The sequence below is a fragment of the Nocardioides sp. S5 genome, from assembly GCF_017310035.1.
Taxonomy (GTDB): domain Bacteria; phylum Actinomycetota; class Actinomycetes; order Propionibacteriales; family Nocardioidaceae; genus Nocardioides.
The window spans coordinates 2,624,028-2,645,481 of record NZ_CP022296.1 but is presented as its reverse complement, the minus strand read 5'-3'; the positions used below and the strand labels follow the sequence as shown (position 1 = coordinate 2,645,481).

14 protein-coding genes and 2 rRNA genes are annotated in these 21,454 nt (G+C 68.0%); 14 read left to right on the top strand and 2 right to left on the bottom strand.

Going from position 1 to position 21,454, the window contains the following annotated elements:
• Nucleotides 1-33 precede the first annotated feature (33 nt).
• Together pheS and pheT are read left to right on the top strand one after the other, a co-directional pair.
• Nucleotides 34-1,131 carry a phenylalanine--tRNA ligase subunit alpha gene (gene pheS, locus CFI00_RS13025; protein WP_207081567.1) on the top strand — a complete coding sequence of 366 codons (1,098 nt, stop codon included), beginning with the start codon at nucleotides 34-36 and terminating at the stop codon, nucleotides 1,129-1,131.
• Between the two features lie 15 nt (nucleotides 1,132-1,146).
• The gene (gene pheT / locus CFI00_RS13020; RefSeq protein ID WP_207081566.1) at nucleotides 1,147-3,633 is read left to right on the top strand and encodes a phenylalanine--tRNA ligase subunit beta; all 2,487 of its coding nucleotides are present in this window, start codon (nucleotides 1,147-1,149) and stop codon (nucleotides 3,631-3,633) included.
• A 52-nt stretch (nucleotides 3,634-3,685) separates the two neighbouring features.
• Here the strand turns inward: pheT and CFI00_RS13015 are convergent, their stop codons facing one another.
• Nucleotides 3,686-5,083, bottom strand: coding sequence for a calcium-binding protein (locus tag CFI00_RS13015; protein WP_207081565.1), 1,398 nt, complete (start codon nucleotides 5,081-5,083; stop codon nucleotides 3,686-3,688).
• Between the two features lie 77 nt (nucleotides 5,084-5,160).
• Complete coding sequence (locus CFI00_RS13010) at nucleotides 5,161-5,973, bottom strand: maleylpyruvate isomerase family mycothiol-dependent enzyme (RefSeq protein WP_242532379.1); 813 nt, start codon at nucleotides 5,971-5,973, stop codon at nucleotides 5,161-5,163.
• 93 nt (nucleotides 5,974-6,066) lie between these two features.
• Here CFI00_RS13010 and argC point away from each other — a divergent pair, with 93 nt between their 5' ends.
• The 12 genes from argC (at nucleotide 6,067) to CFI00_RS12950 (ending at nucleotide 21,294) form a co-directional block, all read left to right on the top strand.
• Nucleotides 6,067-7,095, top strand: a complete 1,029-nt coding sequence (gene argC, locus CFI00_RS13005) for an N-acetyl-gamma-glutamyl-phosphate reductase (protein ID WP_207081563.1) — start codon at nucleotides 6,067-6,069, stop codon at nucleotides 7,093-7,095.
• Nucleotides 7,092-7,508, top strand: coding sequence for an ACT domain-containing protein (locus CFI00_RS13000; RefSeq protein ID WP_207081562.1), 417 nt, complete (start codon nucleotides 7,092-7,094; stop codon nucleotides 7,506-7,508). The genes argC and CFI00_RS13000 overlap by 4 nt, the downstream gene beginning before the upstream one ends.
• On the top strand, nucleotides 7,505-8,656 hold the full coding sequence (argJ, locus tag CFI00_RS12995) for a bifunctional glutamate N-acetyltransferase/amino-acid acetyltransferase ArgJ (RefSeq protein ID WP_207081561.1): 1,152 nt from the start codon (nucleotides 7,505-7,507) through the stop codon (nucleotides 8,654-8,656). Before CFI00_RS13000 ends, argJ begins: the two co-directional genes overlap by 4 nt.
• An 8-nt stretch (nucleotides 8,657-8,664) precedes the next feature.
• A complete protein-coding gene (gene argB, locus CFI00_RS12990; protein ID WP_242532378.1) occupies nucleotides 8,665-9,597 on the top strand; it encodes an acetylglutamate kinase in 933 nt (310 codons plus the stop codon).
• On the top strand, nucleotides 9,594-10,781 hold the full coding sequence (locus tag CFI00_RS12985) for an acetylornithine transaminase (RefSeq protein ID WP_207081559.1): 1,188 nt from the start codon (nucleotides 9,594-9,596) through the stop codon (nucleotides 10,779-10,781). The genes argB and CFI00_RS12985 overlap by 4 nt, the downstream gene beginning before the upstream one ends.
• Nucleotides 10,778-11,701, top strand: coding sequence for an ornithine carbamoyltransferase (gene argF / locus CFI00_RS12980; protein WP_207081558.1), 924 nt, complete (start codon nucleotides 10,778-10,780; stop codon nucleotides 11,699-11,701). Before CFI00_RS12985 ends, argF begins: the two co-directional genes overlap by 4 nt.
• 5 nt (nucleotides 11,702-11,706) lie before the next feature.
• Nucleotides 11,707-12,270: an arginine repressor gene (locus tag CFI00_RS12975; RefSeq protein WP_207085512.1), complete on the top strand. Its 564-nt coding sequence runs from the start codon at nucleotides 11,707-11,709 to the stop codon at nucleotides 12,268-12,270.
• The gene (gene argG / locus CFI00_RS12970; RefSeq protein WP_207081557.1) at nucleotides 12,267-13,697 is read left to right on the top strand and encodes an argininosuccinate synthase; all 1,431 of its coding nucleotides are present in this window, start codon (nucleotides 12,267-12,269) and stop codon (nucleotides 13,695-13,697) included. The genes CFI00_RS12975 and argG overlap by 4 nt, the downstream gene beginning before the upstream one ends.
• Nucleotides 13,697-15,121, top strand: coding sequence for an argininosuccinate lyase (gene argH, locus CFI00_RS12965; RefSeq protein WP_207081556.1), 1,425 nt, complete (start codon nucleotides 13,697-13,699; stop codon nucleotides 15,119-15,121). Before argG ends, argH begins: the two co-directional genes overlap by 1 nt.
• On the top strand, nucleotides 15,093-15,668 hold the full coding sequence (locus CFI00_RS12960) for a DNA-3-methyladenine glycosylase (protein ID WP_242532377.1): 576 nt from the start codon (nucleotides 15,093-15,095) through the stop codon (nucleotides 15,666-15,668). Before argH ends, CFI00_RS12960 begins: the two co-directional genes overlap by 29 nt.
• Nucleotides 15,669-16,117: 449 nt before the next feature.
• A 16S ribosomal RNA gene (locus tag CFI00_RS12955) occupies nucleotides 16,118-17,632 on the top strand.
• A 528-nt stretch (nucleotides 17,633-18,160) separates the two neighbouring features.
• Nucleotides 18,161-21,294: ribosomal RNA gene (locus CFI00_RS12950) — 23S ribosomal RNA — on the top strand.
• Together the 16S and 23S rRNA genes form the textbook arrangement of a ribosomal RNA operon.
• The last annotated feature ends 160 nt before the right edge of the window (nucleotides 21,295-21,454 follow it).

The window sequence follows — 21,454 nt, the reverse complement described above, 5'->3', positions numbered from 1 at the left end:
GCGGCGACAGATGCCGCCGCGCGAAAGGGAGCCATGTCCGGCCCCAACACCGACTACGACCCCGTCGAAGTGACCCCGCTGAAGTCCGAGGAGGTCGAGGCGATGCGCGAGGCGGCCCTGGCCGCGGTCGCAGCCGCCGCCGATCTCGACGCGCTCAAGCAGGTGCGCCTCGACCACGCAGGCGACCGCTCGCCGCTGGCTCTGGCCAACCGCGAGATCGGCGCCCTGCCCCCGCAAGCCCGCAAGGAGGCCGGCCAGCGCGTCGGCCAGGCGCGCGGCGCGATCAACCAGGCCATCGCCGCCCGCCAGGTCGTGCTCGAGGCCGAGCACGAGGAGCGCATGCTCGCGGATGAGACGGTCGACGTCTCGCTGCCCACGACGCGGCGCCGCCGCGGCGGACGCCACCCGCTCACCCTGCAGTCCGAGCTCATCGCCGACCTCTTCGTGGCCATGGGCTACGAGGTCGCGGAGGGGCCCGTCGTCGAGGCCGAGTGGCTGAACTTCGACGCCCTCAACCTCGGACCCGACCACCCGGCCCGCACGATGCAGGACACCTTCTGGACCGAGCCGGCCGACCACCACGTCGTGCTCCGGACGCAGACCTCGCCCGTGCAGGCGCGCACCATGCTGACCCGCAAGCCGCCGATCTACGTCGTGTGCCCGGGCCGGGTCTTCCGCACCGATGAGTACGACGCCACGCACTCGCCGATGTTCCACCAGGTCGAGGGCCTGGTCGTCGACGAGGGCATCACGATGGCCCACCTCAAAGGCACGCTCGACCACTTCGCCTCCCAGCTCTTCGGCCGCGGCATCACGACCCGCTTCCGCCCGTCCTACTTCCCCTTCACCGAGCCGTCGGCCGAGGTCGACGTGAAGTGCTTCGTGTGCCGCGGTGTCGATTCCGACGCTTGCCGCACCTGCCGCGGCGAGGGGTGGATCGAGTGGGGTGGCTGCGGCGTGGTCAACCCACGGGTGCTCGTGGCCTGCGGCGTCGACCCCGAGGTCTACAGCGGCTTCGCGTTCGGGATGGGCATCGACCGCTCGTTCATGTTCCGCCACAACCTGGAGGACCTGCGTCCGCTCTTCGAGGGCGACGTCCGGTTCAGCAGCGCATTCGGCACCGAGATCTGAGAGGGGAGAACTGAGATGAAGGCACCCCTGTCCTGGATCCTGGACCACGTCGTCGTACCCGCGGGGACGACGACCGACGACATCACCGACCGGCTCACGCTGACCGGCCTCAAGCTCGAGGCCGTCGAGAGCCCCGGCCGCGACATCACGGGCCCGCTGGTCATCGGCCGCGTGCTCACGATGGAGCCCGAGCCGCAGAAGAACGGCAAGACCATCAACTGGTGCACCGTCGACGTCGGTGACGCCAACGGAACGGGCGAGCCCCAGGGCATCGTCTGCGGAGCGCACAACTTCGCGCCGGGAGACCTCGTCGTGACGGTGCTGCCCGGTGGGGTGCTGCCCGGTGGCTTTGAGATCGGCGCCCGCAAGACCTACGGCCACCTGTCCGCCGGCATGATCTGCTCGGCCCGCGAGCTGGGCCTCGGCGACGACCACGACGGCATCATCGTGCTGCCCGCCGACGCCGGCACCCCCGGCGAGGACGTACGCCCCCTGCTCGGTCTCGACGAGGAGACCATCGAGTTCGAGATCAACCCCGACCGCGCCTACGCGCTGTCGATCCGCGGCATCGCCCGTGAGGTGCTCGTGTCCGTGGAGGGTGCGGACAACTTCCGCGACCCGGCGCTCCGTGACACCCCGCCCGCCAACGACGACGGCCACCCGGTGGTGGTCGAGGACGCCGAGGGGTGCCCGGTCTTCGTGGCCCGCACGGTCACCGGCTTCGACCCTGCCGCGCCCACCCCGGACTTCATGGTCCGACGCATCACCGCGGCCGGCATGCGCCCGATCTCGCTGGCCGTCGACGTCACCAACTACGTCATGCTCGAGACCGGCCGTCCCATCCACGGCTACGACGCCGACAGGGTGCAGGGCGCCCTCGTCGTACGCCGGGCGCGCGACGGCGAGCGGCTCACCACCCTCGACGGCACCGATCGAGCGCTGGACCCGGGCGACCTGGTCGTCACCGATGACTCGGGGATCATCGGGCTCGGTGGCGTGATGGGCGGTGAGACGACCGAGATCTCGGGGACGACGACGTCGATCCTGGTCGAGGCCGCCCACTGGGACGCGGTGTCGATGTTCCGCACCGGCCGCCGCCACAAGATCACCTCCGAGGCGGGCAAGCGCAACGAGCGCGGCGTCGACCCGACCATCTGCGAGGCTGCCGCCGACCGCGTCGTCGAGCTGCTGGTCGAGCACGGCGGCGCCGAGGCTCACGCCGGTGTCACCGTCGTCGGGTCTGCACCCGCCATCGCGCCCGTCGAGGTGCCTGGTGACCTCGCCGCGCGCGTCTCCGGCATGGGCATCACCGAGGAGCGCAGCGTCGAGTGCCTGCGCGCCATCGGGTGCGACGTGACGGGCTCGGGCACGCTGTCGGTCACCCCGCCGCCGTGGCGCCCCGACCTCACCGACGCCCAGGACTTCTCCGAGGAGGTCATCCGCCTCGTCGGCTACGACCTGGTCCCGTCCGTGCTCCCGACGCCGCCCTCGGGCCGTGGCCTCACCCGGTCGCAGCAGCTGCGCCGCCGGATCGGGCGCACGCTGGCGGGGGACGGCTTCGTCGAGGTCGTCACGTTCCCGTTCATCGGCACCGAGGACCTCGACGCCCTCGGCCTCGCCGCCGACGACCCGCGCCGCGACCTGCTGCGACTGTCCAACCCGCTCAGCGCCGAGGCCGGCTACATGACCACGACCCTGCTGCCGGGCGTGCTGCGCGCGGCCGGCAAGAACGTCGGGCACGGCAACACCGACCTCGCGATCTTCGAGACCGGCACCGTCACCCTGCCGCGCCACAGCGGACCTGCCGCGATCCTGCCGGTCGACCGACGCCCGAGCGAGGAGGAGTTCGCCGCCCTCGACGCAGCGCTCCCCGCCCAGCCGCTGCACCTCGCCGTGGTCGCCGCCGGCGACGCGGTCGCGGGCGGCTGGTGGGGCCAGGCGCGTCCGGTCTCGTGGTCCGACGCGGTCGACGCGGTCCGCGCGGTCGCCGACGCGCTCGGGCTCGAGGTCACCGCCTCGGCAGTGGAGCTGGCGCCCTGGCACCCCGGGCGCTGCGCCGAGCTGTCGGTCGACGGCGAGGTCTTCGGGCACGCCGGTGAGGTGCACCCGAAGGTGTGCGACGCCTTCGGCCTGCCCAAGCGCTCGGTCGCCGCGGAGGTCGACCTCGACGTGCTCATCGCCAAGGCGGTCCACCTCCGTACCGCGCCGACCTTCTCGTCGTTCCCGGTCGCCAAGGAGGACGTCGCCCTCGTCGTCGACGCCTCCGTCCCGGCCGCCGACGTGGAGGCGGCGCTCCGCGAGGGCGCCGGCGAGCTGCTCGAGTCGATCCGGCTCTTCGACGTCTACACCGGCGACCAGGTCGGCGAGGGCAAGAAGTCGCTGGCCTACGCGCTGCGGTTCCGGGCGCCCGACCGCACCCTCAAGGAGGGTGAGGCGGCCGCCGCGCGCGACGCTGCCGTCGCGCTCGCAACGGAGCGTACGGGCGCCGTCCAGCGCGCCTGACCGACCGGCACTGGGCCCTGAGTCTCCTCGAGACCCAGGGCCCAGTGCGTGTTCAGCGGCTCTCGCAGTTGCGCCGTACCTCAGCCGAGCAGCGGTCCCGACCCCCCTGGCCGTCGGCACGGTCGCGGCCCGCGCCCCCGACGAGCTGGTCGTCGCCCGGACCGCCCCTCATCACGTCGGCACCACCGCCGCCGATGAGTCGTTCGTCGCTGAAGCCGCCACGGATGCGGTCCGCGCCGGCGCCGCCCCGGATCACGACCAGGATGGAGGCCTTCTTCCCGGTGCGACTGCCCGACGAGGTGAGCACGTCGCGGCCGCCGCGTCCGTCCACGAGGGCCCTGCGGCCGTGGACGCGGATCGTGTCCCGGCCGTTCGTGCCGATGACCTGGATGCGACCGCCCCGTGCGGACACGTTCTCCCACGCGTCGATCGTCCCCGCGTAGGGCGTACGGGCCGGGGTCTCGTCGTTGCACGTGTAGGCGACACCGAGTCGTACGTCGGCGGCCTGGCAGCGCGGCATGCCGAGCCGGTCCTTCCCGGGGCCGCCGACCCACGAACCGCCGGCCGCGTCGAGCATCTCGAGCCGGTCGTCCCCGCCGCCCAGGTCGGCGTCGAGCCTCAGCCGGGGATCGGAGACCGTCGACGCCGGCCCCTGCCGATCAGCCTGCGCCGGCCAGAACGTCACGTACTCGTCGAGGTCGGTCCCGGTGAAGGCGGTCCGCAGGTGCGTGTACTGCAACGAGTAGGAGGTGACCTCGCCGCTCCAGCGCAGGACCGGTCGGGAGTCGGCCGTCACGCGCCCGGCCGGGGCGTCGATGTCGACGTCGGACCCGGCCCAGCCCGACAGCAGCCGGAGCTGGTTCTCCCCCGTGCCCAGGTCGAGGGGAGCACCGACCTGCTCGCCCGCCCATATGACGGCGTCGTCGCCCGTGCCGGTCCTGATCACGTCGGGGTTGGGTGTCCCGGGCGCGACCGACCCCGTGGCGACCGAGTCGTTGCCGCCGCGGGTGTCGACGACGTCCTTCTCCACGTCGCGGATGCCACCCCACGTGTCGGCACCCGTGCTGACGGATTCGCGGCTGGCATCGCTCCCGACGAAGGTGTCCTCGCCCGTGTCGAGCGACACCGACACGGACCGCTCGCTGGCGGTCGTCTCGTTGTGCACCACGTCGTTGCCGGGCCCGGCCCCGAGGAAGAAGGACGAGCGGAGGTCGTCCCCGAGGCGGATGCACACCAGGTCGTCGCCCGCCCCGGTGCTGACCGAGCGCTGGCCGGGCCCGACGACCATGACGTCGTCGCCGTCCGTGCCCTGGTCGCCGCCGGTGGTCACCACCCGCCCCTGGCAGGTGGCCGGCTCGGCATGGGCCGGAGCGGCCGCCAGGGCCAGTCCGCCGGTCAGGAGCGTGGCAGCCAGCGTCGTGGCCAGAGGAGATGGGCGGGTGGGGAGCATGGTGCACCTTCCGAGATCACGGGCGTCCTGGTCAGGGCGTCGAGGGGGAGACGACGCGGGGCGCCATTCGGTTGTCGTCAGTCGATGGGAGAGTCCACGACCGCCCGGAAACGCTCGTAGTCCGCCCGGTCGCCGGCCACCGAGATCTCCTCGTCGCCACCTCGGCTCCACAGCCACAGGTCGAGCGCCGCCGCCGGCCCGTCGACCACGACGTCCGGCTCGACGTCCTCCTCGGGAGCCGGCACCACGTGGAAGTCCTCCTCGCCGCCGTACGTCGTCCCGCTCTCGGGGCTCGTGCCGGAGAACGTGCCGAACCTCAGCCAGAACTGGGAGCCCGTGTCGGTGGCGTCGACCCGCACCAGGCCCTCGCCCGGCTCCCACGACCCCCACAGAGGCATCCCGCCGTACATCACGTCGAGCACCTCGTGGGCGCCGTCGGCGGCCAGCACGGCGTCGACCTCGGAGGTGATGCCCGCGGTGAGCTCGGCGTCGACGCGGTGGATGAGCGCCTCGTGCGCCTGCCGGCGCAGGATGAAGCCGACCGTGTGGTCGTCGGACCAGCACCACGCCTTCTCGCTCGGGTCGGCGCCGTCGAGCACCTCCACGAGGCGGGCGGACCACTCGTCGTACGCCGCCAGCAGGTCGTCGTACGCCTCGGGGCGGGGCGGTTCGACCTCCTCGGGCCGCTCGGGCCGGGCAGCCAGCACCTCGGCCCACCAGCGCTGCACCGTCGCCAGGTGCCAGAGCAGGTCGGCGGCGCTCCAGTCGGGGCAGCTCGGCACGCGCGCGCCCGGGTCGCAGCCGGTGAGCACCGTGCGGAAGCGTGCGGACTCCTCGCGCAGGTGGTGGAGGTAGACGTCGGGGGCCAGGCGGGTGTGGGGTGGGGTCACCCGTGCACGGTAGGCGAACCGGTGCGGTCGTGGCTCGCGTTTTCCTACCAGCCCGGTTCGGCCCGGCATACGAAGGTATGTATAGTCATGCACATGTCCGCGAGAGTCGCCGTTGCCGGAGCCAGTGGGTACGCCGGGGGTGAGGTGCTGCGCCTCCTCCTCGGACACCCCAACGTCGAGATCGGCGCACTGACCGCCGGCTCCAACGCAGGTGAGCGCCTCGGGGCGCTCCAGCCGCACCTCCTGCCGCTGGCAGACCGCGTGCTGGCCGACACCACGCTCGAGTCCTTGGCCGGGCACGACGTGGTCTTCCTCGGCCTCCCGCACGGTCAGTCCGCAGCCATCGCCCAGGCGCTCGGGGACGACACCGTGGTCATCGACTGCGGTGCCGACTTCCGGCTGACCGACCCGGGGGAGTGGGAGGCGTTCTACGGCGGCGAGCACGCCGGCTCCTGGCCCTACGGCCTGCCCGAGCTCCCGGGGCAGCGCGAGCTGCTGCGTGGAGCGCGGCGCATCGCGGTGCCCGGCTGCTACCCCACCGTCTCCACGCTCGCCATCGTCCCGGCCCTGTCCGCCGGGCTGGTCGAGGCCGACGTCACGGTCGTGGCCGCGTCCGGCACGAGCGGCGCCGGCAAGGCCGCCAAGCCGCACCTGCTCGGCAGCGAGGTCATGGGCAACGCCAGCGCCTACGGTGTCGGCGGCTCGCACCGGCACACCCCCGAGATCGTGCAGAACCTCAGCGGCGTCGCCGGCTCGGCGGTGAAGGTCGGCTTCACGCCGCTCCTCGTCCCGATGTCGCGTGGCATCCTGGCCACTGTCCAGGCACCGCTGCTCGACGGGGTGGGGGAGGCCGACGTCCGCGGCGCCTACGAGACGGCGTACGCCGACGAGCCGTTCGTCCACCTGCTTCCCGAGGGCCAGTGGCCCCAGACGCAGTCGGTGCTCGGCTCCAACGCGGTGCAGGTCCAGGTCACCGTCGACGAGCGCGTACGCCGCCTCGTCGCGGTGGCCGTGGTCGACAACCTGGCCAAGGGCACCGCCGGTGCCGCCGTCCAGTGCATGAACCTCGCCCTCGGCCTCGACGAGACCACCGGGCTCTCCACGATCGGACTCGCACCATGACTGCAGGCACCCACGAGATCGAGCAGTTCCCCGAGACCCTCGCGGTGGTGCGGCTCGCGCCCGGCGCGGAGATCCCCGAGTGGGCCGAGTCGTCCTCGATCTTCTCCATCACCGCGACCGGCGACGAGACCTCGCTCGTGTGCGCTGCGCGCAGCGTGCCGAAGAAGTCGGTCCACCGCGGCCCGCTGACCGCGTTCGCGGTCAAGGGCCCCCTCGACCTCGACCTCGTCGGCGTGCTCCACGGCCTGCTCGGGCCGCTCGTGGAGGAGGAGGTCAGCGTCCTGACGCTCTCCACCTACGACACCGACTGGATCCTCGTGGCCAAGGACGACGCGGAGCGCGTGGCGGAGGCGTGGCGACGACAGGGCCACACCGTCGCCCCCGCCAACCCGTCCCGGAAGAAGAAATCATGACCGTCACCCACCCCGCCGGCTTCACCGCCGCCGGCGTCGCCGCAGGACTCAAGTCCAGCGGCGGCCGCGACCTCGCCCTCGTCGTCAACCAGGGTCCCACCCACGACTCCGCCACCGTCTTCACCGCCAACCGCTGCAAGGCCAACCCGATCCTCTGGAGCCAGGAGGTCGTCAAGGACGGCGTCGTGCGCGCGGTCGTGCTCAACTCCGGCGGCGCGAACTGCTACACCGGCCCGGAGGGCTTCCAGACCACGCACGCGGTGGCCGAGAAGGTCGCCGACGGACTGGGCATCGGCGCGATCGACGTCGTCGTCTGCTCGACGGGGCTGATCGGCCTCGCCAACGACCGCGACGACCTGCTGGCGGGAGTCGAGGCCGCCACCGACGCGCTGTCGCCGGACGGCGGTGCCCTGGCGGCGGAGGCGATCATGACCACCGACTCGGTCAGCAAGAACACCGTGGTCGAGGGCGCCGGGTGGTCGATCGGCGGCATGGCCAAGGGCGCCGGGATGCTCGCGCCCCAGCTCGCGACGATGCTGGTGGTCCTCACCACGGACGCCGTCGTGCCGGCCGCCGACCTCGACGCCGCGTTGCGTGCCGCCACCCGGGTCAGCTTCGACCGCCTCGACTCCGACGGCTGCATGTCGACCAACGACACCGTCACGGTGATGGCCAGCGGCGCCAGCGGCATCACGCCCACGCCGGAGGACTTCACGGCCGCCCTCACCCAGGCGTGCACCGACCTCGCGATGCAGCTGCTCAAGGACGCCGAGGGCGCCGACCACGAGATCGCCATCACCACGCTCCACGCCGCGACCGAGGACGAGGCCGTCGAGGTGAGCCGCAGCGTCGCGCGGAGCAACCTCTTCAAGGCCGCGATCTTCGGCAACGACCCCAACTGGGGCCGGGTGCTCGCCTCCATCGGCACCACCAGCGCGGCCTTCGACCCCGCCGACCTCGACGTCGCCATGAACGGAGTCTGGGTCTGTCGCCGGTCCACCCCCGCCGAGGACCCGGCCACGGTCGACCTCACGCCCCGAGAGGTGAGCGTGACCATCGACCTCAAGTCCGGCGACGCCCGCGCGACCGTCTGGACCAACGACCTCACCCACGCCTACGTCCACGAGAACAGCGCCTACAGCTCATGAGTGACGAGATGACGAACCAGAGCCCCCGCCGCCCCGACCCCGCCAAGGCCCGCACGCTCGCCGCGGCGCTGCCGTGGCTCAAGCGCTACCACGGCCAGACGATCGTGGTGAAGTACGGCGGCAACGCCATGACCGACGAGTCCCTGAAGGTCGCCTTCGCCGAGGACATCGCCTTCCTGCGCTTCGCCGGCTTCAAGCCCGTCGTGGTCCACGGCGGCGGTCCGCAGATCTCCCGGATGCTCGACAAGCTCGGGATCGAGTCGGAGTTCCGTGGCGGCCTGCGGGTCACCACCCCCGAGGCGATGGACGTGGTCCGGATGGTCCTGGTCGGGCAGGTCCAGCGTGAGCTGGTCGGCCTGATCAACCAGCACGGCGCGCTGGCCGTCGGGCTCTCCGGCGAGGACGCGGGACTCTTCACCGCCGAGGCGACCAACACCATCGTCGACGGCGAGGAGGTCGACCTCGGGCTGGTCGGCGAGGTCGCCCGCGTGCGCCCCGAAGCGGTCCTCGACCTCATCGAGGCGGGCCGGGTGCCCGTGGTCAGCTCGGTGGCACCCGACGTCGACGGCGTGGTCCACAACGTCAACGCCGACACCGCAGCCGCCGCGCTCGCCATCGCACTCGGCGCCGAGAAGCTGCTCGTCCTCACCGACGTCGAGGGCCTCTACCGTGACTACGGCAACTCCGACGACCTCATCCAGGAGATCAGCCCGGAGGCGCTGGGGGAGATGCTGCCCAGCCTCGACTCGGGCATGGTCCCGAAGATGCGGGCCTGCTACGAGGCGGTCACCGGCGGCGTGCCCCGCGCGACGGTGGTCGACGGCCGTGAGCCGCACTCGGTGCTGCTGGAGATCTTCACCGACGAGGGTGTCGGCACCCAGGTGCTGCCCGGTGTCGCGACCCGGATGCGCAAGCCCTACGCACCCCAGGACGAGTCATGAGCATCCAGGAGCGCTACACCGGCGCCGTCATGAACACCTTCGGACCGCCCGCGTTGGCGCTGGTCCGTGGTCGCGGTGCGCACGTGTGGGACGCCGACGGCAAGGAGTACGTCGACCTGCTGGGCGGCATCGCCGTCAACGCGCTCGGCCACGCGCACCCCGCGCTGGTCGAGGCCGTGACCACCCAGCTCTCGACCCTGGGCCACGTCTCCAACTTCTTCGCCACCGAGCCCCAGGTCGCCCTCGCCGAGCGACTCCAGGCGCTGCTCGGCTGGGACGAGTCACGCGTCTTCTTCAGCAACTCCGGCGCCGAGGCCAACGAGGCCGCGGTCAAGCTGACCCGGCGCACCGGCCGCACCCGGATCGTCGCCGCCGAGGGCTCCTTCCACGGTCGCACGATGGGCGCGCTGGCGCTCACGTCCAAGGCTGCCTACCGCGAGCCCTTCGAGCCGCTCCCCGGCCACGTCACGTTCGTCCCGTACGACGACGTCGCGGCGCTCGAGGCCGCGGTGGACGACACCGTCGCCGCCGTCGTCCTCGAGCCAATCCAGGGTGAGGCGGGCGTCGTCGTCCCGGCACCCGACTACCTCCTCGCCGCGCAGCGGACCGCGCACGAGCACGGCGCCCTGCTGTGGCTCGACGAGGTGCAGACCGGCATCGCCCGCACGGGCGCCTGGTTCGCCCACCAGCTGCTGGACGGGGTCGAGCCCGACGTCGTGACGCTCGCGAAGGGCCTCGGAGGAGGCATCCCCATCGGGGCCACCGTCGCCCGGGGACGGGCCGCGACCCTGCTCCAGCCCGGCAACCACGGCACCACGTTCGGCGGCAACCCCGTCGCGTGCGCCGCCGCGCTCGCGGTGCTGGACACCGTCGAGGCCGAGGGCCTGCTCGCCGCGGCGACCGAGCGGGGCGACCAGCTCGCCCAGCTGCTCGCGAGCCAGACCGGGGTCGTCGAGGTCACCGGGGCCGGCCTGATGCGCGGCGCCGAGCTCGACGGACCGTACGCCGCCCACGCGGTCGCTGCCGCCCGCGACGCCGGCTTCATCCTCAACGCCACCGGGCCCTCGCGGCTGCGCTTCGTGCCGCCGCTGGTCCTCACCTCCCACGACCTCGACGCGCTCGCGCGCGCCCTGCCCCAGATCCTCGACTCCGCCCGGACCGCAGCACAGGAGACCACTCCATGACCCGCCACCTCCTCCGCGACGACGACCTGTCGCCCGCAGAGCTCCTCGAGGTGCTCGACCTTGCCGACGCGATGAAGGCGGACCAGTTCGGCCACAAGCCGCTCGCCGGCCCGCACACCGTCGCGCTGGTCTTCGACCGTCCGACCCTGCGCACGCAGGTGTCGTTCGCGGCCGGCATCGCCGAGCTCGGTGGCAACCCGATGACCGTCGACGGCGGGCTGGCGGCCATGGGCTCGCGCGAGGGCGTCGAGGACGTGGCCCGCGTCCTGGGGCGCCAGGCCTCGGCGATCGTGTGGCGCACCGCGCACCAGAGCGACGTGGTGACCATGGCCGAGCACGCAGGCGTACCTGTCCTCAACGCGCTCACCGACGAGTTCCACCCCTGCCAGCTGCTCGCCGACCTCCAGACCGTGCGCGAGCACAAGGGCCAGCTCGCCGGCGTCCGGGCGGCCTTCGTCGGAGACGGTGCCTGCAACATGGGCAACTCGTGGGTGCTGGCCGGTGCCTCGGCCGGGATGCACGTCGTCGTCGGTGCTCCCGACGGCTTCGCCCCCGACGCCACGGTGGTGGCCCAGGCACGCGAGCTCGCACAACACACCGGCGGCTCCATCGAGATCACGACCGACCCCGTGGAGGCCGTCGGTGGCGCCGACGTCGTGATCACCGACTCGTGGGTCAGCATGGGCCGCGAGGAGGAGTCGCAGGACCGCCTCCGCGTCTTCCCGCCCTACGGCGTGACCGAGGAGCTCCTCGCCCATGCTGCCGCGGACGCCATCGTGATGCACTGCCTGCCCGCCTACCGCGGCAAGGAGATCGCCGAGTCCGTCATCGAGGGCCCGCAGTCGGTCGTGTGGGACGAGGCCGAGAACCGGCGCCACGCCCAGAAGGCCGTCCTCACCTGGCTCCTGGAGCACCCGTGAGCGCGATGACCCCGCTGACCAAGGGAGCGCGGCACCAGCGGATCATCGACCTCGTGACCTCCCGGCCTGTGCGCTCCCAGACCGAGCTCGCCGACCTGCTGGCCGGCCTCGGCGTACGCGTCACCCAGGCCACGCTGAGCCGCGACCTCGTCGAGCTCGACGCGGTCAAGGTCCGCGGTGTCGACGGCGCGCTGGTCTACGCCGTCCCCGGTGAGGGAGGTGACCGCACCCCCACGGCCCCGCGCGACTCCGCTGCCGGACGCGACCGGCTCGCGCGGCTGTGCGCCGAGCTGCTCGTCAGCGCGGAGGCCAGCGCCAACCTCGTCGTGCTGCGCACCCCGCCGGGCGCCGCCCAGTTCCTGGCCAGCGCCTTCGACAAGGCCGACCTCGGCGACATCCTCGGCACCATCGCCGGCGACGACACGCTGCTCGTCATCGGGCGCGACCCGTCCGGCGGGGACTCCCTCGCCCAGCGCTTCCTCGACCTCGCCAACGACCCCCACCACGCCTCGTCCGCCAGCAGCGCGGCCGCCCCCGCCACCACCACCCCAGCAAAGGACGTCCTGTGAGCAAGGTCCTCACCTCCCTCCCCGTCGGCGAGCGCGTCGGCATCGCCTTCTCCGGAGGCCTCGACACCTCCGTGGCGGTCGCCTGGATGCGCGCCAAGGGAGCGGTGCCGTGCACCTACACCGCCGACATCGGGCAGTACGACGAGCCCGACATCTCCGGGGTGCCCTCCCGAGCGATGCAGTACGGCGCCGAGATCGCGCGCGCCGTCGACTGCCGCGCCTCGCTCGTCGAGGAGGGTCTGGCTGCGATCGCGTGCGGTGCCTTCCACATCCGCTCCGGTGGTCGCACCTACTTCAACACCACGCCGCTCGGTCGTGCCGTGACGGGGACGATGCTGGTCCGCGCGATGCACGAGGACGGCGTCGACATCTGGGGCGACGGCTCGACGTTCAAGGGCAACGACATCGAGCGGTTCTACCGCTACGGGCTGCTCGCCAACCCCGAGCTGCGGATCTACAAGCCGTGGCTCGACGCCGACTTCGTCCACGAGCTCGGCGGCCGCGACGAGATGAGCCAGTGGCTCACCGAGCGAGACCTGCCCTACCGCGACAGCAAGGAGAAGGCCTACTCCACCGACGCCAACATCTGGGGCGCCACCCACGAGGCCAAGACCCTGGAGCACCTGGACGTCTCGCTGGAGACCGTCGAGCCGATCATGGGCGTGAAGTTCTGGGACCCCTCCGTCGAGATCGACACCGAGGACGTCACGATCCGCTTCGACCAGGGCCGGCCCGTGGCGATCGACGGGCAGTCCTTCCCCGACGCCGTCCAGCTGGTGCTGAAGGCCAACGAGATCGGTGGGCGCCACGGGCTCGGCATGTCCGACCAGATCGAGAACCGCATCATCGAGGCCAAGTCCCGCGGCATCTACGAGGCGCCCGGCATGGCGTTGCTGTGGATCGCCTACGAGCGACTGCTCAACGCGGTGCACAACGAGGACACCATCGAGAGCTACCACAGCCAGGGCCGTCGACTGGGCCGGTTGCTCTACGAGGGCCGCTGGCTCGACCCGCAGGCACTGATGATGCGTGAGGCGATCCAGCGCTGGGTGGCCTCCCTCGTCACCGGTGAGGTGACGATCCGTCTGCGGCGCGGTGAGGACTACACGGTCCTGGCCACCGACGGTCCGGCCTTCTCCTACCACCCCGACAAGCTCTCCATGGAGCGCACCGACAACGCCGTCTTCGGTCCGACCGACCGGATCGGCCAGCTCACGATGCGCAACCTCGACATCGCCGACTCGCGCAGCAAGCTCGAGCTCTACGCCTCCCAGCCGCAGGACCAGGGCCACGTCCTGGTCGAGAACGGCAACCTGTTCGGTGAGATCGAGCCCGGGGGTGCGGACCGGATCGCTCGGCGCAACGGCGCCGACCAGCTGGACGACGAGGCCCTCGACCACGCGGCGATGGACGTCGGGACCGACTGATGGCCGAGCACGGCACCACCAACGAGGGCGCGCTCTGGGGCGGTCGCTTCGCCAGCGGGCCCTCGCCCGAGCTCCAGGCGCTGTCGAGGTCGACGCACTTCGACTGGCAGCTCACGCCCTACGACCTCGCGGGCTCGCGCGCGCACGCCAACGCGCTGCACCGCGCTGGGCTGCTCACTGACGCCGACCACGCGGAGCTGCTGCGCGGTCTCGACGTGCTGGGGGAGCGGTACGCCGCCGGAGACCTGCGCCCCTCCGACACCGACGAGGACGTGCACGGTGCGCTCGAGCGCCTGCTGCTCGACGAGGTCGGCACCGAGGTCGGGGGCCGGCTGCGGGCCGGCCGCTCACGCAACGACCAGGTCGCGACCCTGTTCCGGGCCTACCTGCGCGACCACGCACGCACGATCTCGGCGCTGCTCCTCGACCTCGTCGACGTCCTCGCCGGCCAGGCCGAGGCGCACCTCGAGGTCGTCATGCCGGGCCGCACCCACCTCCAGCACGCGCAGCCGGTGCTGCTCGCGCACCACCTCATGGCCCACGCGTGGCCGCTGCTCCGCGACGTCGGCCGGCTGCGCGACTGGGATGCTCGCGTGGCCGACGACTCGCCGTACGGCGCCGGTGCCCTCGCGGGGCAGACGCTCGGCCTCGACCCGATGGCAGTCGCCGCCGAGCTCGGCTTCTCGGGTTCCTCGGCGAACTCGATCGACGGCACCTCGGCGCGGGACTTCGCCGCCGAGTTCGCGTTCGTGACCGCCCAGGTCGGTGTCGACCTCTCCCGGCTCGCGGAGGAGGTCATCCTGTGGACCACCCGCGAGTTCGACTTCGCCCGCCTGCACGACTCGTGGTCGACCGGGTCGAGCATCATGCCGCAGAAGAAGAACCCCGACATCGCCGAGCTCGCGCGCGGCAAGGCCGGTCGCCTCATCGGCAACCTGTCCGGCCTGATGGCCACCCTCAAGGGACTGCCGCTCGCCTACAACCGCGACCTGCAGGAGGACAAGGAGCCGGTCTTCGACTCCGTCGAGACCCTCGAGGTGCTGCTGCCCGCGGTGACCGGGATGGTCGCCACGCTGATTTTCAACGGCGAGCGCATGGCCGAGCTCGCGCCGCAGGGCTTCTCGCTCGCCACCGATGTTGCCGAGTGGCTGGTCCGCCAGGGCGTGCCGTTCCGCGACGCCCACGAGGTCGCGGGTGCCTGCGTACGCCGCTGCGAGGAGCTCGGCTGCGATCTTCCTGACCTGACCGACGACCAGCTGGCCTCCATCTCGCCGGCGCTCACCTCTGACGTTCGCGCGGTCCTCACCGTCGACGGCTCCGTCGCCTCGCGCTCGGGACGGGGCGGCACCGCCCCGGTGCGCGTGGGGGAGCAGCTCGACGAGCTGCGCTCGACCAGTGCCGACCACCGTGCCCGACTGGGCTGAGGGCGATCCGCTCGAGGTCGCTCCGCGACTCCTCGGTGCGGTGCTCACGCACGGGGGAGTCGCGCTGCGGATCACCGAGGTCGAGGCGTATGCCGGCCCTGCCGATCCGGGGTCGCACGCCTTCCGCGGACGTACGCCGCGCAACGACGTCATGTTCGGTCCGCCCGGATGCCTGTACGTCTACTTCGTCTACGGCATGCACCACTGCGCCAACCTGGTCACCGGCCCGGAGGGCGATCCCGGCGCGGTGCTGCTCCGCGCGGGTGAGGTCGTGGGCGGCATCGAGCAGGCCCGAGCCCGCCGACCGGGCACTCGCGACCACGAGCTGGCCCGGGGGCCGGCGCGGTTGTGCCGCGCCCTGGGCATCGACCTGACGCACAACGGCGCCGGCGTGGACCTGCAGGAGGGAGAGCAGGTGGTCCAGATCAGCACCGGACCACGCGTGGGACTGCGCCAGGCCGCCGAACGTCCGTGGCGGTTCTGGGTCACCGGGGACCGCACGGTCAGCACGTACCGCCCGGCCGCACCCCGTCGCACAGGCCGCTGACCTGCGGTTATGCGTGAAGGCCACCCCCGGTTTGTCATGTCGCCCGTTGGTCGTCTAATGTTTCACCTGTCGCCGCAAGCGGCGCCGGCTCCTGGCCAGAAGGCCAGATGAGACGGAAACCAGCTGCGACCACCGAAGCACGAAGTTCCGCCGAGTTTGACGCGGGATGGAGCGCCCGGTAAGTTTCTGCAGGTTGCCCCGCGACCAACCCGGCCAAGCCGGCGAGGAACGGGTGCGTCTGATTCTTGAGAACTCAACAGTGTGTTTGATTAGTCGACGAATTAGTTTGTTATGCCCCGTTGACTCTTCTTCCTTGGCCTTTTGGTTGGGGTGGTTGGGTCGCGGTTTCTTTGACAATGATTCTGACAGATGTCAGTTTTGTTCAGTCAGGGGATGTGGCTCTTATTGATTGTGGCTGGCCTGGCTTTGGTTGGGTTGGTTCATGTTTTTCGATGGAGAGTTTGATCCTGGCTCAGGACGAACGCTGGCGGCGTGCTTAACACATGCAAGTCGAGCGGAAAGGCCACTTCGGTGGTACTCGAGCGGCGAACGGGTGAGTAACACGTGAGTAATCTGCCCCTGGCTTCGGGATAGCCACCGGAAACGGTGATTAATACCGGATATGACAGACCCTCGCATGGGGGTGTGTGGAAAGTTTTTCGGCCAGGGATGTGCTCGCGGCCTATCAGCTTGATGGTGAGGTAATGGCTCACCATGGCTTCGACGGGTAGCCGGCCTGAGAGGGTGACCGGTCACACTGGGACTGAGACACGGCCCAGACTCCTACGGGAGGCAGCAGTGGGGAATATTGGACAATGGGCGGAAGCCTGATCCAGCAACGCCGCGTGAGGGATGACGGCCTTCGGGTTGTAAACCTCTTTCAGTACCGACGAAGCGCAAGTGACGGTAGGTACAGAAGAAGCACCGGCCAACTACGTGCCAGCAGCCGCGGTAATACGTAGGGTGCGAGCGTTGTCCGGAATTATTGGGCGTAAAGGGCTCGTAGGCGGTTTGTCGCGTCGGGAGTGAAAACGCCGTGCTTAACACGGCGCTTGCTTCCGATACGGGCAGACTAGAGGTATTCAGGGGAGAACGGAATTCCTGGTGTAGCGGTGAAATGCGCAGATATCAGGAGGAACACCGGTGGCGAAGGCGGTTCTCTGGGAATGACCTGACGCTGAGGAGCGAAAGTGTGGGGAGCGAACAGGATTAGATACCCTGGTAGTCCACACCGTAAACGTTGGGCGCTAGGTGTGGGGTCCATTCCACGGATTCCGTGCCGCAGCTAACGCATTAAGCGCCCCGCCTGGGGAGTACGGCCGCAAGGCTAAAACTCAAAGGAATTGACGGGGGCCCGCACAAGCGGCGGAGCATGCGGATTAATTCGATGCAACGCGAAGAACCTTACCTGGGTTTGACATACACCCTGCCGCCTCAGAGATGGGGCTTCTTTTGGGGGTGTACAGGTGGTGCATGGCTGTCGTCAGCTCGTGTCGTGAGATGTTGGGTTAAGTCCCGCAACGAGCGCAACCCTCGTTCTATGTTGCCAGCACGTTATGGTGGGGACTCATAGGAGACTGCCGGGGTCAACTCGGAGGAAGGTGGGGATGACGTCAAGTCATCATGCCCCTTATGTCCAGGGCTTCACGCATGCTACAATGGCCGGTACAAAGGGCTGCGATCCCGTAAGGGGGAGCGAATCCCAAAAAGCCGGTCTCAGTTCGGATTGGGGTCTGCAACTCGACCCCATGAAGTCGGAGTCGCTAGTAATCGCAGATCAGCAACGCTGCGGTGAATACGTTCCCGGGCCTTGTACACACCGCCCGTCACGTCACGAAAGTCGGCAACACCCGAAGCCGGTGGCCCAACCCTTGTGGAGGGAGCCGTCGAAGGTGGGGCTGGCGATTGGGACGAAGTCGTAACAAGGTAGCCGTACCGGAAGGTGCGGCTGGATCACCTCCTTTCTAAGGAGCACACGCCCCGATGCCAGGCGAATGTTCTGGCACGCATGGTGGTGTTCACTAGTGGAATCGTCGATGGTCAGGTCTCCTGCGTCCAGCTTGTCTGGTGTGGGTGGTCTGGTTACTCATGGCCCTGCGTTGGTGGGGGATGGGGTCAAGCACACTGTTGGGTCCTGAAGAATCAGCCGTCCCCCGCTGTTTGTGGGTGGGGGTGGTGTTGGTTGCTTCTGGTCCTCCCTTTGTTCCTCATGTCCGTGTGTCCTGGTCGTCCCTGTTGGGGGTGTCTGGGGTGGGTGTGGGGGGTGTTGGTGGGGTTGTTGTTTGAGATCTGCATAGTGGACGCGAGCATCTTGTAGCTGATCTGTCAGCACGCGCTTCGTGAGTTTTGCGTTGTGGTGTGTTGGTGGATGTAGTTGCGTAGGCATGTCCGGCTATTCCTTGGCTGGTCGTGTCGTTTTTGTGTGCTGGCCTGCTCCTTTGATTGGGGGGTGGGTTGGTGTTTGTCTTTTGTGTGTTGTCTTGACGTTGTTGAGACAAGCTATGAAGGGCACATGGTGGATGCCTTGGCATCAAGAGCCGATGAAGGACGTTGGAGCCTGCGATAAGCCCTGGGGAGTTGGCAACCAAGCTGTGATCCGGGGGTGTCCGAATGGGGAAACCCAGCACGAGTCATGTCGTGTTACCCGCATCTGAACACATAGGGTGTGTGGAGGGAACGTCGGGAAGTGAAACATCTCAGTACCGACAGGAAGAGAAAACAACAGTGATTCCGAGAGTAGTGGCGAGCGAAATCGGATGAGGCTAAACCTCAGGTGTGTGATACCCGGCAGGGGTTGCATCTGGGGGGTCGTGGGACCGCTCTATTGAGTCTGCCGGCTCAGTACAGAGTAAGAAACCAGTGTGGAAGTCGAAGTCGGTTGGAAAGCCGTACCGTAGAGGGTGATAGGCCCGTAGACGTAAAGCGCTGGCTCTGGAGCGTGTTCCCAAGTAACACGGAACCCCTGAAATTCCGTGTGAATCTGGCGGGACCACCCGTTAAGCCTAAATACTCCTTGATGACCGATAGCGGACAAGTACCGTGAGGGAAAGGTGAAAAGTACCCCTGGCGGGGAGTGAAATAGTACCTGAAACCGTGTGCCTACAATCCGTCGGAGCCTTGTGCCACTTGTGGTGGGGGTGACGGCGTGCCTTTTGAAGAATGAGCCTGCGAGTTTGCGGTGTGTTGCGAGGTTAACCCGTGTGGGGAAGCCGTAGCGAAAGCGAGTCCGAATAGGGCGATTCAGTAGCGCGCTCAAGACCCGAAGCGAAGTGATCTATCCATGGGCAGGTTGAAGCGTCGGTAAGACGACGTGGAGGACCGAACCCACTTAGGTTGAAAACTGAGGGGATGACCTGTGGATAGGGGTGAAAGGCCAATCAAACTTCGTGATAGCTGGTTCTCCCCGAAATGCATTTAGGTGCAGCGTTGCGTGTTTCTTGCCGGAGGTAGAGCACTGGATAGCCGATGGGCCCTACAAGGTTACTGACGTTAGCCAAACTCCGAATGCCGGTAAGTGAGAGCGCAGCAGTGAGACTGCGGGGGATAAGCTCCGTAGTCGAGAGGGAAACAGCCCAGACCATCAGCTAAGGCCCCTAAGCGGTGACTAAGTGGAAAAGGATGTGGAGTCGCATTGACAACCAGGAGGTTGGCTTGGAAGCAGCCACCCTTGAAAGAGTGCGTAATAGCTCACTGGTCAAGTGATTCCGCGCCGACAATGTAGCGGGGCTCAAGTCATCCGCCGAAGCTATGGCATTCAGCGAATACATCAGCATCGACTTGATCGGTGTTCAGTGCGCTGGATGGGTAGGGGAGCGTCGTGTGGGCAGTGAAGCGCCGGAGTGATCCAGGTGTGGAGCCCACACGAGTGAGAATGCAGGCATGAGTAGCGAATCACGGGTGAGAAACCCGTGCGCCGAATGATCAAGGGTTCCAGGGTCAAGCTAATCTGCCCTGGGTAAGTCGGGACCTAAGGCGAGGCCGACAGGCGTAGTCGATGGACAACGGGTTGATATTCCCGTACCGGCGAAGTTGCGCCCATGACGAACCTGGTGATGCTAACCACCCGAAGCTCATCGGACCGGACCCTTCGGGGCGAGGCTGGTGGGTGGAGCGTGGGACCCGAGCTGGTAGTAGTCAAGCGATGGGGTGACACAGGAAGGTAGCCCAACCACAGCGATGGTTGTCTGTGGGCAAGCGTGTAGGACGTGGTGTAGGCAAATCCGCACCATCCACTTCAGTGTGGAGTCTGAGACGTGACGCGGAGCCGTTTATGGCGAAGTGGGTGATCCTATGCTGTCGAGAAAAACCTCTAGCGAGCAACGAGCCGCCCGTACCCCAAACCGACTCAGGTGATCAAGTAGAGAATACTAAGGCGATCGAGACAACCATGGTTAAGGAACTCGGCAAAATGCCCCCGTAACTTCGGGAGAAGGGGGGCCCGGATCGTGAACCCACTTGCTGGGGGAAGCGTGAAGGGCCGCAGAGACCAGGGGAAAGCGACTGTTTACTAAAAACACAGGTCCGTGCGAAGTTGTAAGACGATGTATACGGACTGACTCCTGCCCGGTGCTGGAAGGTTAAGAGGACCGGTTAGGCAGCAATGCCGAAGCTGAGAATTTAAGCCCCAGTAAACGGCGGTGGTAACTATAACCATCCTAAGGTAGCGAAATTCCTTGTCGGGTAAGTTCCGACCTGCACGAATGGAGTAACGACTTTCCCACTGTCTCAACCATGGACTCGGCGAAATTGCACTACGAGTAAAGATGCTCGTTACGCGCGGCAGGACGGAAAGACCCCGGGACCTTTACTATAGTTTGGTATTGGTGTTTGGTACGGCTTGTGTAGGATAGGTGGGAGACTGTGAAGCCCTCACGCCAGTGTGGGTGGAGTCAACGTTGAAATACCACTCTGGTCGTACTAGATGTCTAACCTAGGTCCGTCATCCGGATCAGGGACAGTGCCTGATGGGTAGTTTAACTGGGGCGGTTGCCTCCTAAAATGTAACGGAGGCGCTCAAAGGTTCCCTCAGCCTGGTTGGCAATCAGGTGGCGAGTGTAAGTGCACAAGGGAGCTTGACTGTGAGACAGACATGTCGAGCAGGGACGAAAGTCGGAACTAGTGATCTGGCCACGGCATGTGGAAGCGTGGTCACTCAACGGATAAAAGGTACCCCGGGGATAACAGGCTGATCTTCCCCAAGAGTCCATATCGACGGGATGGTTTGGCACCTCGATGTCGGCTCGTCGCATCCTGGGGCTGGAGTAGGTCCCAAGGGTTGGGCTGTTCGCCCATTAAAGCGGCACGCGAGCTGGGTTTAGAACGTCGTGAGACAGTTCGGTCCCTATCCGCCGCGCGCGCAGGAAACTTGAGAAAGGCTGTCCCTAGTACGAGAGGACCGGGATGGACGAACCTCTGGTGTGCCAGTTGTTCTGCCAAGAGCACGGCTGGTTGGCTACGTTCGGAAGTGATAACCGCTGAATGCATCTAAGCGGGAAGCACGTTTCAAGATGAGGTTTCCCACCACGTAAGTGGGTAAGGCCCCCCACAGAACATGGGGTTGATAGGCCGGAGGTGTACAGCAGTAATGCCCAGCCGACCGGTACTAATAGGCCGAGGGCTTGTCCCAACCACGTACAAGAACACACACAATGATCTGTACGACACACCCGCGCACACGTAACGAACAGCCACGAGCTTGTTCGCGTCCACTAGGCAGTTCCCAACCAACACACCCAACCCAGGTCCAGCATCAGTTGCTGGCAGGTGGTGTGGACAAGGTTGAAAGA

Coding starts and splice junctions, on each gene's coding strand:
- pheS (WP_207081567.1), top strand. CDS start 34: ATGTCCGGCCCCAACACCGACTACGACCCCGTCGAAGTGACCCCGCTG.
- CFI00_RS13015 (WP_207081565.1), bottom strand. CDS start 5,083: ATGCTCCCCACCCGCCCATCTCCTCTGGCCACGACGCTGGCTGCCACG.
- CFI00_RS12985 (WP_207081559.1), top strand. CDS start 9,594: ATGAGCATCCAGGAGCGCTACACCGGCGCCGTCATGAACACCTTCGGA.
- argC (WP_207081563.1), top strand. CDS start 6,067: ATGTCCGCGAGAGTCGCCGTTGCCGGAGCCAGTGGGTACGCCGGGGGT.
- pheT (WP_207081566.1), top strand. CDS start 1,147: ATGAAGGCACCCCTGTCCTGGATCCTGGACCACGTCGTCGTACCCGCG.
- CFI00_RS12975 (WP_207085512.1), top strand. CDS start 11,707: ATGACCCCGCTGACCAAGGGAGCGCGGCACCAGCGGATCATCGACCTC.
- argH (WP_207081556.1), top strand. CDS start 13,697: ATGGCCGAGCACGGCACCACCAACGAGGGCGCGCTCTGGGGCGGTCGC.
- argJ (WP_207081561.1), top strand. CDS start 7,505: ATGACCGTCACCCACCCCGCCGGCTTCACCGCCGCCGGCGTCGCCGCA.
- argF (WP_207081558.1), top strand. CDS start 10,778: ATGACCCGCCACCTCCTCCGCGACGACGACCTGTCGCCCGCAGAGCTC.
- argB (WP_242532378.1), top strand. CDS start 8,665: ATGACGAACCAGAGCCCCCGCCGCCCCGACCCCGCCAAGGCCCGCACG.
- CFI00_RS13000 (WP_207081562.1), top strand. CDS start 7,092: ATGACTGCAGGCACCCACGAGATCGAGCAGTTCCCCGAGACCCTCGCG.